Origin of the sequence: Caballeronia sp. GAWG2-1, assembly GCF_023631405.1 — a bacterium.
Classification (GTDB): Bacteria; Pseudomonadota; Gammaproteobacteria; order Burkholderiales; family Burkholderiaceae; genus Caballeronia.
Genome location: NZ_JALQDD010000024.1, coordinates 42,740 through 58,333 on the forward strand (window position 1 = coordinate 42,740; position 15,594 = coordinate 58,333).

Annotated in this window: 6 protein-coding genes; all 6 read right to left on the reverse strand. The window is 63.0% G+C overall.

Annotation, left to right across the window (positions count from 1 at the left end; translation table 11 throughout):
* Window positions 1-26: 26 nt before the first annotated feature.
* Window positions 27-1,895 carry a malto-oligosyltrehalose trehalohydrolase gene (gene treZ, locus NCR98_RS14990; RefSeq protein ID WP_250526544.1) on the reverse strand — a complete coding sequence of 623 codons (1,869 nt, stop codon included), beginning with the start codon at window positions 1,893-1,895 and terminating at the stop codon, window positions 27-29.
* A 69-nt stretch (window positions 1,896-1,964) separates the two neighbouring features.
* Window positions 1,965-4,190 (reverse strand): glycogen debranching protein GlgX, encoded by a 2,226-nt coding sequence (gene glgX, locus NCR98_RS14995; RefSeq protein ID WP_250526545.1) that lies wholly within the window; start codon window positions 4,188-4,190, stop codon window positions 1,965-1,967.
* A 278-nt stretch (window positions 4,191-4,468) separates the two neighbouring features.
* Window positions 4,469-6,706 carry a 1,4-alpha-glucan branching protein GlgB gene (glgB, locus tag NCR98_RS15000; RefSeq protein ID WP_250526546.1) on the reverse strand — a complete coding sequence of 746 codons (2,238 nt, stop codon included), beginning with the start codon at window positions 6,704-6,706 and terminating at the stop codon, window positions 4,469-4,471.
* Window positions 6,699-10,100, reverse strand: coding sequence for a maltose alpha-D-glucosyltransferase (gene treS / locus NCR98_RS15005; RefSeq protein ID WP_250466499.1), 3,402 nt, complete (start codon window positions 10,098-10,100; stop codon window positions 6,699-6,701). Before treS ends, glgB begins: the two co-directional genes overlap by 8 nt.
* Before the next feature lie 72 nt (window positions 10,101-10,172).
* Window positions 10,173-13,565, reverse strand: a complete 3,393-nt coding sequence (locus NCR98_RS15010; protein ID WP_250526547.1) for a maltotransferase domain-containing protein — start codon at window positions 13,563-13,565, stop codon at window positions 10,173-10,175.
* Window positions 13,566-13,928: 363 nt separating this feature from the next.
* Entirely contained in the window at window positions 13,929-15,560 is a 1,632-nt protein-coding gene (glgA, locus tag NCR98_RS15015) for a glycogen synthase GlgA (protein ID WP_250509835.1), read from the reverse strand.
* Between the last annotated feature and the right edge of the window lie 34 nt (window positions 15,561-15,594).

Below are 15,594 nucleotides of genomic sequence, written 5' to 3' on the forward strand. Positions count from 1 at the left end.
TTCGCCCGTGGTGCTTGCAGTGGCGCTCACGTGCGGGTTCCTTGTGCATGGGCAAAGCCGTTGACATCGCCGCTGAGCCACGCGATAAAGCTGCGTCCGCCGAGTTCCCCCGCGCTCGCGCCATCCTGCGCGCGCGCCGGCGTCTCGAAGATGACCTTGCCCTTCGGCGCTTCTTCAAGCGTGGCCGGCGCTTGCCCGAGATTGAGCGCGATGGTGAGCGTTTCGCCATCACCGAGCTTCCAGCTTGCGAGAACGGCCTTGTCGCCAAGCACTTGAGCGCCGAGCGACTTCGAGCCCTTCAGACGCGGCGCGATGAGTTTCGCACGCACGGCCAGCGCCGACTTGTAGAAGTGCAGCCAGTCGAGGCGGTCCAGTTCGTCCGCTTTGCCTTCGATGTTCGGCGACGACATCGCGAACGTGCGCTTGTCGTTCGGGTCGGGAATCTGCGCGCGGCGCTTTTCGTCGGTGAATGCGGAGAACTTCGCGAATTCCTTGCGGCGTCCTTCGCGCACGGCATCGGCGAGTTCGTCGTGATAGTCCGTGAAGAAGAGGAACGGCTGCTTCGAGCCGTATTGCTCTTCCATGAACAGAAGCGGAATCTGCGGCGACAGCAGCAAAAGTCCGGTCGCCGCGTAGAGCGAGGCGTCGTCGGTGAGCGAGCGCAGGCGTTCGCCCATCGCGCGGTTGCCGACCTGATCGTGATTCTGCAGGAACATCACGAACGCCGTGGGCGGAAGATGCGAACTCTTCTCGCCGCGTGGCTTGCCGTCGTGAATCGGCGATGGATCGCCCTGATACACGAAGCCTTCGCTCAAGACGCGTGCGAGCTTATCCGTGGGCTTGTCGACATACGCGCCGTAGTAGCTCTCGTCCTCGCCGGTCAGAAGCACGTGCAGCGTGTTGTGCGCGTCGTCGTTCCATTGCGCGTTGAAGTGCGACTCCAGCAGATTGGCCGTGTTGTGTTCGTTCTCGAGCACGAGGTGAACATGACGGCCCGTTTCCACGGAACTGCGCACGCGGTCCGCGAATTCGCGCAGCCATTCGTCGTCGTTGATGGCGTGCACGGCGTCCAGACGCAAGCCATCGAAGCGATATTCGTTGAGCCAGTACAGCGCGTTATCGAAGAAGAAGTCGCGCACTTGCGGACGCTCGAAATCGATCGCGGGACCCCAGGGCGTATCCACGCCTTCGCGGAAGAAGGTTTTCGCATATGCATGCAGATAGTTGCCGTCCGGGCCGAAGTGGTTATACACCACGTCGAGGAACACCATGAGGCCGAGACCGTGCGCAATGTCGATGAGCTTCTTCAGTTCATCGGGATGACCGTAGGCCGAATCCGGGGCGTAGGGCAGCACGCCGTCGTAACCCCAGTTGCGCGTGCCGGAGAAGTCGTTCAGCGGCATGAGTTCGATAGCCGTGACGCCGAGCTGCGCCAACTCGTCCAGACGCGCGATGACGCCCGCATAGCCGCCCATCGCGCCGACGTGCACTTCATACAGCACGGTTTCTTCCCACGGCCGGCCATGCCAGTCGGTATTGGTCCAGCGATACGCGCGCGGATCGACCACGGCGCTCGGGCCGTTCACGTCTTCCGGCTGATAGCGCGATGCCGGGTCGGGCACCGCGAGATCGGCATCCAGACGATAGCGATACAGCGTGCCCGCGCCGCCATCGGCTTCGACTTCGAACCAGCCGTCACCGGCCGGCTGCATGTCGATGAGCGCGGGCGCGGCATCGCCTTCGCGCTGCAACTCCAGTTGCACGCGGTCGCGCGACGGCGCCCAGAAACGGTAACGCGTGCGCGGTGCTTCGCGCGCCGCGCCGGTCAGATGCGCGCCGAAGGGAAGGCAATGCGCGTGGTGATGCTTGTGCGGATCAATCGGACGTTCGGACATGATTTCGAGCCTGGTGTACTGCGGGATATGCCACTTTTCTGTGCGCCGCGCGAGCCGTGGTGAATCGCCTCATTGAGCCGAATCGATGCCCGGCGGTCGATTTGCCGGAATGGTGCCCGGATCGGGAGGCAGCGCGGTCAGAAGACGCGGACCCTGATGTGCGCCCGCCATCCAGACCGCCTGCCAGTCGGCGTCGCCGGTCGGTTGCGCGAGCAGCACGACGATACTGTGCGCCGCGACCTCCAGTTCGCTGCCGACGAGCGGCCGCTGGATGGCGTCGGGCTCAGCGCTATCCAGGAGCACGTTCCATTCCAAGTGAGGCGGAGGCGGCGTGAAGACGAGGTTCTGCCCCGAGCCATTGATGAGTAGCAGGATCACGTCGATCTCGCCGTCGAGTCCCGGCCCCGCCCGGCGCAAGGTCAGCGCGCGGCCCTCAGGGTCCTGCCATGCCTCGATGGCGAGCGCGACGCCGCGTTCGTCGAACCAGCTCACATCGTAAAGACCGGGCAGCACTTCGCGGTCGCCGTAGAGAAAGCGCGTTTCCCGCAGAACCGGGTACTTTTTGCGCAGCGCGACGACGCTTGCGACGAACTCCGTCATCTCGCGGCCTTCGGGACTATGCGCCGCGGCCCAGTCGGTCCAGGAAATGTCGTTGTCCTGGCAATAAGCGTTGTTGTTGCCGTTCTGCGTGCGCAGGAATTCGTCGCCGCCCAGCAGCATCGGCGTGCCGAGCGACAGAAGCGTGGTCGCGATCATCGAGCGCGCGAGGCGATTGCGAACGGTGCGGATCGCGGGATCGTCGCTCGGGCCTTCCACGCCCCAGTTCGCGCTGCAGTTTTCATTGTGCCCGTCGCGGTTTCCCTCCTGATTCATCTCGTTGTGCTTTTCCGAATAGGCGGTAACGTCGGCGAGCGTGAAGCCATCGTGCGATGCCACGAAATTCACCGATGCCCACGGCTTCCGGAAGCGCCGGTTGAATAGCTCGGCCGAGCCGGTGAGCCGCGCGGCGAGGTCGGGGCGCATGCCCGAATCGCCGCGCCAGAAGCGCCGCACGCCGTCGCGGTACTTGTCGTTCCACTCCGCGAAACCGGGCGGATGATTGCCGACCTGGTAGCCGTCCGGCCCAATGTCCCACGGCTCGGAAATGAGCTTGCGCGTCGAGAGAATCGGGTCCTGGCGAATAGCGTCGAAGAAGCCCGAGCCGGGATCGAAACCGTGCCCTTCGCGGCCCAGCGTCACGCCGAGATCGAAACGGAAGCCGTCGATATTGAACGCCGTGCACCAGTAGCGCAGCGAGTCCATGACCATTTGCAGGACACGCGGATGCGACAGGTTCACGGTATTGCCGCAACCGGTTTCGTTGATGTAATGCCGCTCGTCGCCGGGAATCAGACGGTAGTAGCTTGCATTGTCGAGCCCGCGCCATGACACCGTGGGCCCCAGTTCGCTGCCTTCGCAGGTGTGGTTGTAGACCACGTCGAGAATCACTTCGATGCCCGCCGCATGCAGTTGCCGCACGGCGATACGCATCTCGTTCAGCCGATGCGTCGAAAGATACGAAGGCTCGGGCGCGAAAAACGCCGCCGTGTTGTAGCCCCAGTAGTTCTTAAGACCGCGTTCGACGAGAAAGCGGTCGTTGAGAAACGCGTGCACGGGTAGGAATTCGACGGCGGTGATGCCGAGCTTTTGCAGATGCTCGATGAACCACGGCGACGAGAGCGCGGCGAATGAACCGCGTTCGTGCTGACGGATATCGTCGCGCAGCATCGAGGCGCCGCGCACGTGCGTTTCATAGATGATGGTTTCGCCCCACGGCGTGTTCGGGCGATTGTCGCGCGACCAGTCGAAGGCGTCGTCGGTGACGATGCATTTGGGCATCGCCGGAGCGGAGTCGCGGCGATCCATCGACATGTCGAGGCGATTGGAATGCACGCGATAGCCGAAGAGCGCGTCGGACCATCGCCACGGACCGACGAGTTTCTTCGCGTAAGGATCGAGCAGCAGCTTGTGCGGATTGAAGCGATGACCATGTTGCGGCTGATAGGGGCCATGAGCGCGAAAGCCGTACACCGTGCCGGGATGCGCGCCGGGCAGATAGCCGTGCCACACTTCGTCGGTGCATTCCGGCAGATCGAAGCGCATCAGTTCCTTGCGGCCCGTGCTGTCGAAGAGACACACCTCGATGCGGTGCGCATTCGATGAGAACACCGCGAAGTTGACGCCCAAGCCGTCCCAGTCTGCTCCCAGCGGGTAGGATGCGCCGGGGAGAAGTTTTTCGGGGAGTGCGTTTGCCATTTGGTCGGGGTTTTTGCCCTTGCCGGGCTGGTGGGTTCTGGTTCTCTGAAGGGTTGTTTCTTGCCCGTGCTGATGAGTCGTTGAAGTTAAGCAGTTAGCTTGCAGCGTTCTCAGTAGCCGCCGGGGAGACGGTTACCGAACAAAAACGCAAGCCAGCGGCTCGACTTTCCCGAACGCTCAAGAAAAAAGAAACCGCCAGCAAGGCCCCATAAACGCCTAGGCGGAAGAAGACACGAACAAACCAGCGCGCCTCCTTCCGCAACGCCCGGAAAGAACCGTCAATCGGCCCGCAAAACAATGGTAGCCAAAGGTGGCAACGTCAACGCGGCTGACTGCTCCTTTCCGTGCGAAGGGTAATCATCCGCATGAATGACCCCGCCATTGCCCATATTGGACCCGCCATAAATCCCGGCGTCGGAATTGAGCACCTCGCTCCATCGCCCGCCACGCGGCAAGCCGATGCGATACCCCTGGCGCGGCACGGGCGTCATATTGCAGACGACCACGAGTTCGCGCCCTTCGGCATCCGTCCGCCGATAGGCAAACACGCTATTGCCGCTGTCGTCGCCGACGATCCACTCGAAGCCGCGCGGATCGCAATCCAGCTTATGCAGCGCCGCTTCGCCGACATACAGCAGGTTCAGATCGCGCACGAGTTTTTGCACGCCGCCGTGATAGGGATCGTCGAGCAAGTGCCAATGCGGCGTCGCGTCGTGGTTGAACTCGGCAAACTGCCCGAACTCGCCGCCCATGAACAGTAGCTTCTTGCCCGGATGCGTCCACATGAAGCCGAAGTAAGCGCGCAAATTCGCGAACTTCTGCCAGAGATCGCCCGGCATCTTGCCGATGAGCGACCCCTTGCCATGCACCACTTCATCGTGCGAAAGAGGCAGCACGAAGCGCTCGGAGTACGCATAGACCATCCCGAACGTATAGAGGTGATGGTGATACTGCCGATACACCGGATCTTCCTCCATGTAGTGCAGGGAGTCGTGCATCCAGCCCATGTTCCACTTGAAGTCGAACCCGAGACCGCCGCTCTCGACGCTTGCCGTCACGCCCGGCCAGGCCGTCGATTCCTCGGCGATCGTGATCGCGCCCGGCGTGTTCGGGATATACCGCACTTCATGATTCAGACGCTTCAAGAACTGGATCGATTCGAGATTCTCGCGCCCGCCGTACATGTTCGGCACCCATTCGCCCGCCTTGCGCGAATAGTCGCGATACAGCATCGACGCCACGGCATCGACCCGCAAGCCATCGACGTGATAGCGCTTCAACCACGCAAGCCCCGACGCGAGCAGGAACGCGCTCACCTCGTTGCGGCCGAGGTTGTAGATCATCGTGTTCCAGTCTTGGTGATAGCCCTCGCGCGGATCGGCGTGCTCGTAAAGCGGCGTGCCGTCGAACTGCACGAGGCCGTGCGCGTCGTTCGGAAAATGCGCCGGCACCCAGTCGATGATCACGCCCAGCCCCGCCTCGTGCGCGCGATTCACGAACTCCGCGAACTGCTCCGGCGTGCCGAAGCGCGCGGACGGCGCAAACTGACCAAGCGGCTGATAACCCCACGATCCGCCGAACGGATGCTCGGCAATCGGCATGAATTCGAGGTGCGTGAAGCCCATGCCCTTCGCGTACGGAATCAGGCGCTCGGCAAGCTCGTGCCAGTTCATGCCGCGATTCGCATCTTCGGGCACGCGCAGCCACGACTCGGCGTGCGCTTCGTAAATGGTGATCGGCGATTGCGCCGTCTGACGGCTCCCGCGAGTCTCCATCCATTCAGCGTCGGTCCATGCGTAATGGTCGATGGCATCCGCGTCCGCCACTACCGATGCCGTCGATGGCGGCTTCTCGCTCTGCATCGCGCACGGGTCGGCTTTCAGCGGCAGCGTATGGCCGTCGCGCGTGACGATCTCGTACTTGTAGCGCGTACCTGCGCCGATGCCCGGCACGAACAGTTCCCACACACCCGCGTTGTGACGCAGGCGCATTGGATGACGGCGGCCATCCCACGTGTTGAAGTCGCCGACCACCGAGACACGCCGTGCATTCGGCGCCCAGACCGCGAAGCGCGCGCCTGCCACGCCGCCATGCGTGACCGGACGCGAGCCCATGCATTCGAGCACCGCGTAAGGGTCGGCGGCCGAAAGTCGGTTGAGCCAGTCTTCGGAGAGAACGGGGCCGAAGGAATACGTATCGTGCGTTTCCTGCGGCGTGCCATGCCAGTCGATTTGCAGACGATACGCCGCCGGCCGCTCCACGAAGCCCGCGAACAAACCTGAATCGTGAATGCGCGCGAGATGGCCGAGCACTTCGCCGTTCGCGGCATCGACGACATTTGCGCCCGCCGCGTTCGGCAGGAACACGCGCACCACATACCCGAGGTCGGTCTGATGCATGCCGAGGACCGAGAACGAATCGGGATGGCGCGCCTCGACGATGGCATCGATGTCGAGCGGACTGAGGCCGTGCGCCGGGTTTCGGGTATCCGCTCCTGGATCGCTACGATTATTCATGGTGGGTTCCATCCGGATTGTCCTTGGTGGCGTTGAACACGGGTCGCGTGCCGGGCGCGGGCGGAACGCCCGTGTCGCCAAGCAGGCGGCTCGCGAGCGACGCGAGGCCCCGCAACGGAAGGCCGATCCAGGTCGGCCGGTTCGCTGCTTCGTAGCGGATTTCGTAGGCGGCCTTTTCGATCAGGAAAAGATCGAGCAGGGCCGGGAAGACGCTTTCGCCGGCGATCGGCTCGGGCGATTCCGCGATTGCTGCCACGTACTCGCGCAAGAAGCTTTCCTCGGCGAACGCGCGCAGTCGCTCGAACAGCGCGCGCTTGCGGTCGGCGGTTTGCGCGGGCGCATTTTCCGTCGTCGGTTGCGCGGCGGCGCTCGCATACGAAAGCGAGCGCAAGAGACCGGCGACATCGCGCAGCGGGCTCGTCTTGTTGCGGCGTTCCTCGAGCGGACGCGCGGGCTCGCCTTCGAAGTCGATGAGATACGCATCGCCCTGAGCCATCAGCACCTGACCCAGATGGAAGTCACCGTGAATGCGGATGCACAACGCATCGGCATTGTCCGAGACGAGCTTCTTCACTGCATCCACCAGCAGGTCACGGCGATCGAGCAGACTCTGCGCGAGGAAGCGGTCGTGCTCGCTGAAATCGCCGATCTTCTGCGCGAGGATGTCGAGCGCCGTTTCCAGCAGTTGCAACGTGCCTTTCAGCCAGCCCTGAACGTCTTCCGGCGTGGCGCGGCGCGGTGCGAACGCTTCGTCGTCGGTCGGCGAGGCAAGCGCCACATGCAGTTCGCCGAGCCGCTTGCCGATGATGCCCGCAATGTTGCCGTAGCCGATAAAGCCTTGCTCCTGCGCGTCGCGCTCGGGCGTGTGCTCTTCGGAGTCGAACGTGACCGCGAGTTCATCCACCGTGCGGCGCAGATAGTCGAGCGCATAGTTCCACGCATCGCCCTGATTGTCGATGAAGCCTTGCAGAATGACGAGCGTGTGCGGCACGCCTTGCGGATCGACACGCACCACTTCGCCATACAGCGGGCCGGTGTTCGCGTAGCCGAGCTTGGTCAGATAACGGCTCATCTCCGCTTCCGGGTGAATGCCGCCAACCACGCGCCGCACCAGCTTCAGCACCACCGTGTCGCCGATCACGAGCGAGCTATTGCTCTGCTCGGCGGCGAGCCAGCGGATTTCCGGCGGCTCGACCGGATTGAAGTCGAGTGCATCGAGCCGTTCGGTCGGAATGAAGCGGATCTCGCTTTTCTGCACCGTCGGCACGACCGCGCGTTCCTTCAGTTTACGCAATATGCCGTAGGTGAAGTTCGGCACAGCGAAGGCATCGGTGATATGTCCGATCACGCGATTGCGCCGCGCTCGCGCCAGCGCGAGTTGCATATAAAGCGGCGAGGTCGTTTCCGTGCCCCACGCAATGGAAAGCGGCAGCACGTAGCGCTCGGTGTGATCGCCGACATCGGCTTCGATTTCCGTGAACGCAAAGCCCGCGCCTTCGATCGTCGTGAGCGCGGCGAGACGAACCGCATGCAGCTTCTGATCCTTCGACGCAAACCAGCGGCGCTTGCTCAAATACGAAGGCAGCACTTCCGATTCGAGCAGACGCACGTTTTCCGGCGTCGGACCGGTTTGACCGGCGCGAATCACCATCGTGACGAATTCGGGCAGTTGCTCCGAAGGCGCTTGCGACCAGGCCGGACGCATGTTGCCCGGGCAAAGCTGGAACCACAGGAAGCCGTAGGGCGGGAAAGTCAGCAGATACGTCAACTGACCGATGGCCGGGAACGGCGAATCCGCCGTCATTTCCAGCGGCACGGAGCCGGCGAACTCCGACAGGTCGAGTTCCACCGCTTGCGGCGCGCGCGACAGATTGGCCACGCAGAGAATCGGCGGCTCGCCTTCGAGCTCGCGCAAATACGCCAGGATCTTACGATTATTCGGCCGCAGAAAGCGGATCGTGCCGCGGCCGAACGCGTGCTTCGAGCGGCGCACGGCCAGCATCTTGCGCGTCCAGTTCAAAAGCGAATGCGGATCGCGGCTTTGCGATTCCACGTTCACCGCGTCGTAGCCATACAGCGAACCCATCACCGGCGGCAGCACGAGTTGTTCTGGATCGGCGCGCGAGAACCCGCCGTTGCGGTCGGACGACCATTGCATCGGCGTACGTACGCCATCGCGGTCGCCGAGGTGGATGTTGTCGCCCATGCCGAGTTCGTCGCCGTAATAGATCACGGGCGTGCCCGGCATCGACAGCAGCAGCGAATTGATCAGCTCGATACGGCGGCGGTCGCGCTCCATCAGCGGCGCGAGCCGGCGTCGAATGCCGAGGTTCAGACGCGCGCGGCGGTCGCTTGCATACGTGTTCCACAAGTAGTCGCGCTCGGAGTCCGTGACCATTTCGAGCGTGAGTTCGTCGTGGTTGCGCAGAAAGATCGCCCACTGATTCGTCACGCCCAGGTCCGGCGTCTGCCGCATGATGTCGGTGATCGGGAAGCGGTCTTCGCTCGCAATCGACATATAGATGCGCGGCATCAGAGGGAAGTGGAACGCCATGTGGCATTCGTCTTCATCGCCGAAGTATTCCTTCACGTCTTCCGGCCACTGGTTCGCTTCCGCGAGCAGCATGCGGTTCGGGTACTCCGCGTCGATGGTCGCGCGAATCTTCTTCAGGATCTGATGCGTCTCGGGCAGATTCTCGTTGTTGGTGCCCTCGCGCTCGACGAGATACGGCACCGCGTCCAGCCGCAACCCGTCGATGCCCATGTCCAACCAGAAGCGCATCACGCTCAGCACTTCCTTGATGACCGCCGGGTTGTCGAAGTTCAGATCGGGCTGGTGCGAATAGAAGCGGTGCCAGTAGTACTGACCCGCGACCGGATCGTGCGTCCAGTTGGACGGCTCCGAGTCGATGAAAATGATGCGCGTCTCTTCGTACTTCTTGTCCGTATCGGACCAGACGTAGTAGTTGCGATGGTTCGAACCCGGCTTCGCACGACGCGCGCGCTGAAACCACGGATGCTGGTCCGAAGTGTGATTGATGACGAGTTCGGTGATCACGCGAATGCCGCGCGCGTGCGCTTCCTGAATGAAGCGGCGGACATCGCCGAGCGTGCCGTAGTCCGGATGCACGTTGCGATAGTCGGCAATGTCATAGCCATCGTCGCGGCGTGGCGACGGATAGAACGGCAGCAGCCAGATCGCATCGACGCCAAGTTCCGCGATGTAATCGAGCTTCGCGAGCAGGCCGGGAAAATCGCCGATGCCGTCGTTGTTCGCATCGAAGAACGACTTGATGTGAACCTGATAAATGATCGCGTCCTTGTACCAGAGCGGATCGTCGCTGACTTGCGAAGTCTTGTTGCGCTTCACCCTTGTATCCACGGTTTGCTCCATGCGCTTTGCGGGCTTGCTGCCGCCCTTGTTTTTGGTTCGCGGCGTCTCGTAGGTCGCCGGATGAGTGCATCTTTATTCGTTCGGTTGCGGCTTGGGCAGTCCCCAGGTCGGCGAAATACGCCAGATCGCGAACGGCAGCGAATGCGGATTGAGCCGCACATGCTGGCGCCGTCCGCGCCATTCGAACCGATCGCCCGTGACTTGATCCTCCACGGCGATCGCATCCCATTCGTTGACGCCCCAGCGTTCGAGCGTCTGCCACGGCAGTTCGATATCCGCGCCCTGTTCGTTGAACGGATCGAGGTTGATCGCGACGAGCACCACGTTGTCGCGCGACTCGTTCGCCTTTTCGAAGAACAGGATCTTGTCGTTATGCGCGGGCAGAAAGTTCACGCCGAGATGCGTCTGCAACGCTGGATTCGCGCGGCGGATGCGATTAAGCGCCGTCACTTCGGTGACGATATTGCCGGGCCGGTTCCAGTCCCACGCGCGCAGCTGATACTTCTCGGAGTCGAGATATTCCTCGCTGTTCGGCAGCGCGGCTGCCTCGCACAGTTCGAAGCCGCTATATACGCCCCAGAGCCCGGAGAGCGTTGCCGCCAGCGCCGCGCGGATCACGAAGCCCGGACGTCCCGAGCTCTGCAAGAAGCGTGGGTTGATGTCCGGCGTGTTGACGAAGAAATTCGGCCGGAAAAATTCCTTTGCATCGGTCTGCGTGAGATCGTGCATGTACTCGATGAAATCGCGCTTCGACTCGCGCCACGTGAAGTACGTGTACGACTGCGAGAAGCCGAGTTTCGCCAGACGGTTCATCACGCGCGGACGCGTGAAGGCTTCGGCGAGGAAGATCACGTCGGGGTGACGCGCACGCACGTCGCCGATCACCCATTCCCAGAATGGGAAAGGCTTGGTATGCGGGTTATCGATCCGGAAAATGCGCACGCCCGCCGCAATCCAGTGCAGGAACACGTCGCGCAGGCCAAGCCACAGATCGGGCTTGGCGTCCTGCGCATAGAAGTCCGGATTCACGATGTCCTGATACTTCTTAGGCGGATTCTCCGCATAACGCAGCGTGCCGTCCGGACGCCATGCGAACCACGTCGGATGCTCCTTCAGCCACGGGTGATCCGGCGAGCATTGCACGGCGAAGTCGAGCGCGATCTCGAGACCGTGTTCATGCGCGGCGTCGAGCATGCGCTTGAAGTCGTCGAGATTGCCCAGTTCCGGATGCACCGCCGTGTGTCCGCCTTCCTTGCCGCCGATGGCGTAAGGGCTGCCGACATCCCCCGGCTCGGCGGTCAGCGAATTGTTCTTGCCCTTGCGGTTGGCAATCCCAATAGGATGAATCGGCGGAAAATAGAGCACGTCGAAACCCATCTCGCGGATGCGCGGCATCTTGCCGATCACGTCGATGAACGTGCCGTGACGATTCACGTCGTCGCTCATCGAACGCGGGAAGATCTCGTACCAACTTGCGAAGCGGGCCGCCGCGCGCTCCGAGTCGATGCGATACACCACCGGGTCGCGCGACAGGAACGGCCGGTGGCGCGCCGCCGCGATGGCCTTGGCGGTTGCGGGCGCGAGCGCGAGTTCGAGCTTGCGCGCGGCATCGGCCTTGGCGAATTCCTTGACGATCTTTTCCAGCGGCGCGCTATCCGACTCCTCGACCGTCTTCACTTCGGCGAGGATCAGCGCGAACAGATGCCGCACTTCCTCTAGTTCGAGTTCGACGGTTTGCCCGGCCTTCAGCTTCTTCGACATGTGGTCGGTGAGCGAGGCGAAATCGTCGCGCCATGCCATCACGACGAATTCGTGACGGCCCACGCGTTCGAGCGGAATGCGCGTGGTCCACAAGTCGTTGCCGAGCGGGAGCACGGCGGTCATCGGCGCTTCGTGCCATTCGGTTTCGTCGGCGGCACGCCATTGCACGGCGGCGGCGATCTTGTCGTGACCTTCGGCGAAGATCGCCGCCTGAATCTGCACGGCTTCGCCCACGATACGCTTTGCCGGAAAGCGCCCGTTATCGACCGAAGGCGTGACGCTTTCGATAGACACCCGCGGCGCGGAGATCGCTTCGGCCACCGACTTTTTATCGGCGCTCTTCGCGCCTCGCTTGACCTGCGGCTGCGCGAGCAGGATGAAAGGCTCGGCTTCGGCGCGGAACAAGCGTACATCGCCCGCTTTCAGGGTGAACGGCAAGAGACGTTCGGGCTTCGCCTTGGCGTCGTCGAGCGGCGCGAAACGCGTGTAATTGCCCGGCACCGATTCGAGCAGATGCAAGGTATCGACATGCACCGGCGCGACGAGATCGGGATTGAAGATCGCGAGAATCGCCGAATCGCTGCGGCGCAAGTCCGCGCTGTCGGAGCGAATCAACGCGGCGTAGGGCGTGCCCGCGCCGGTCAGCGCGCGCAATTCGCCGACGCTTTCGAGCGTGCCGGTATCGCGCTGCAATGCGTTCGCGCGCTTGACCTGACTCGACAGGTCGAAGCGCGCTTCGCTTTTCGCGCGCTGATATTCCGCCGCGACGCCGTATTGCGGCGACATCGGCAAGGGCACACCGTATTCGAAGCCCATCGGCACGAGCAGACCGGTACCGAGCGCGGTTGCGGTAAAGAGCGAGCGGTTATAGGCGCGTTCGACGAGCGCGGTATCGCTGGTATCGCTCAATTCGCTGATGAGACGCGCGCCGTACGGCTCTTCCGGAAACGTGATCGGCGATGCAATGCGCGCGAGCGCCGCATGTTCGTCCGTGAGCCACGCGCTGCGATAGTCCCACCAGCGCGTGGAGGCGAAGACCGCGTCGAAGCCGGCGTCGCTCAGTCCATGCAGATCGTGACGCGTGAGGCCGACCGTCCATGCGAGCCAACGGGTTTGCGGATGTTTCTCGCGCACTGCCGCGCCCAGACGCCGCCACACGTGCGCGGGCACCGCATGCGGCGAGTCGAAGCGAAAGCCGCCAACGCCCGCGTCCGCGAGCAGACACAATTCCTTCGCCCACCACTCGGTCAGATGATGCGCCGCCTCGCCATCGCCGAACCTTGCCTGCGCGACATCGCGCTGACTGGGCGCGCGACGCGGATCGAGCCGCGCATCCGCGCTCTCGAACGGCTCGAACCAATGCTTGTTGTCCTGATAAAGACCGCCTTCGGCACTGACGCGGTCGATCACGATATCGACGAGCAAGGTCAGCTTGTGCTTCGTGGCGATATCGGCAAGCTGGCGCAGACCCTCCGCCGCGCTCGCGTCGGATTCAAAAACAGCGTGAAGTTGATGATGATCGGCAACTGCCTCGCGATGCCCGTTGCTTCCGGGCGCGAACGGCGAGCCGATCAGGACGTGATCGAAGCCCAGCGCCGCTGCGTGCTCGAACTGAGCTGGCCAGTTCGGCAAGGGGCCGACGAGAAGGGGATCGATGAAGTAGATACGAGGCGCATACGCATGATGAGCTTGATGGTTTTCCATCGTTCGTCTTTTCCAGAGTCGTCCTGCGGTGGCGGGGATGCGGGCTTTGAATCGCGATCACGCTCACGGGCCAAACTGGCAACGCGTCGGTCCATATATCACGACGCGTGTCGTTTGTGCACGCGTCACGGGCCAAGACGTATCGACACATGGATAACACAGTACCGCCGGTATCGACACTGGCCCGCGTCGCGTATCGCGAGGCACCGGCGTGAGAGTGCATCTCGCCGGTGGGCGCCACGGCCCCCCAAGAGTTTCCTTCGGGGCTTCGCATGGGGGGTTGGAGCACGTAGCGTGCCGCGCCCCGAATGCCATTGCGTCTGACGTGACGACGCTGCCGTGCAATAGCTTCGAGGCTTGGGCTCAGGCAGTGCGCGCGACGAGGCGCTCGGCTGTCTCGAGAATGGCCGGATGCGCGGCTTGCGAAGCGGCATCGGCAATACGGCGGGTACGCAAGGCGGTCTTGCTCGGCTTGAGGCCGCTGAGATCGACATAGAGTGCAACCATCTTCGCCACGGCTTCGCGCCAGCCGAAGTCGCACGACATGGCGTTCCGCTGAAGTTCGCGCCAGGTCTGCGGGCGCATGTAGGCGTCGATGGCGCGGCTCGCGGCCTGCACGACATCGTCCGCGGATTCGCCTTCGAAGAGGAAGCCCGTTGGCGCCGCCGACGTTTCCTCGATGGCGATCGGCGTGTCGTATGTGCCGTCGCGCAGATAGACGGTTTCGCGCACGGCGGCTTCGGCGGCGTCGACGATGGTATCCGCCAGACCGCCCACGCGCGACGCGACGGGCAGGGTGCCATAGCGCATCGCGTAAAGTTGCGTGAGGCCGCAAGGCTCGAAGCGGCTGCCATGCAGGAGAATGTCCGCGCCCGCGTGCAGTGCATGCGCGCGCCGCTCGTCATAGCCGATCCGCACGCCCACGCGATCGGGAAACTCTTGCGCAAGCCGCCTGAAACCTTTCTCGATGTGCGATTCGCCCTTGCCGATCACCGCGAGTTGCAGACGCGGATGCTTTTCGAGCAGACGCGGCAGTGCGTCGAGCACGACATCGGCGAGCTTTTGACCGGTCATGCGGCTGCCGATTGCCATCAGCGGCGCGAACGGATCGACCGGCAGGCCGAACATGCGCTGCAAGGTCCGCTTGCAAGCGTGCTTGCCGCGCATATCGTCGAAGGAATAGTTGCGCTCGATCAGCGGATCGCTAGCCGGATTCCACGTCTCTTCGTCGATGCCGTTCACCACGCCCGACAGCTTGTCCTTACAGCTTTGCAGCACGCCTTCCATCAGATGGCCGAAGCGCGGCGTCAGAATTTCGCGCGCGTAGGTTTCGCTGACGGTCGTCACTTTGTCGCTATGGACGATGCCGGCTTTCATCAGACTGAGCGCGCCATAGAACTCGATGCTTTGCGGATCGGTCAACGCATTTGCCAGCCACTTTTGCGGCACGCCGAGCGACGCACCAAGCGAGAGCGCGTAATTGCCCTGGAATGCCAGATTGTGGATCGTGAATACGCTTTTCGCGTGCACGCCCGCATCTTTCATCAAGAGCGGCGTGAGGCCGGTGTGCCAGTCGTGCGCATGGACGATATCGGGCTTTTTCACGCCCTTGATACCCTGCGCGATACGCACGGCGGCGGCCGAAAGCGTCGCGAAGCGTACGGCGTTGTCAGGATAATCGCGGCCTTGCGCGTCCTGATACAGACCCGTGCGGGCGTAGAGCGCGTCGCAGCGCAGCATTAAAACCGGCACGCCGGTGTCGGGCATGCGGCCACGTATGAGCGTCGCGTCGCCACCAGGCAAGCCTGTGAGCACCGCGACGCGGACGAGATCGGTCGCCTGGGCGATAGCGTTGGGATATGCGGGCAGGAGAATGGTGGCATCGACGCCGGCTTCACGCAGCGCGGCGGCGTAAGCGCTGACCATGTCGCCGAGACCGCCGGTTTTGGCGAGTGGCACGGCCTCGGAGGCGACCAGCAGAACGTTCAAGGGCAAAGTGGGCTCCAGTGCGGAAGTCGCGTGGCGATGG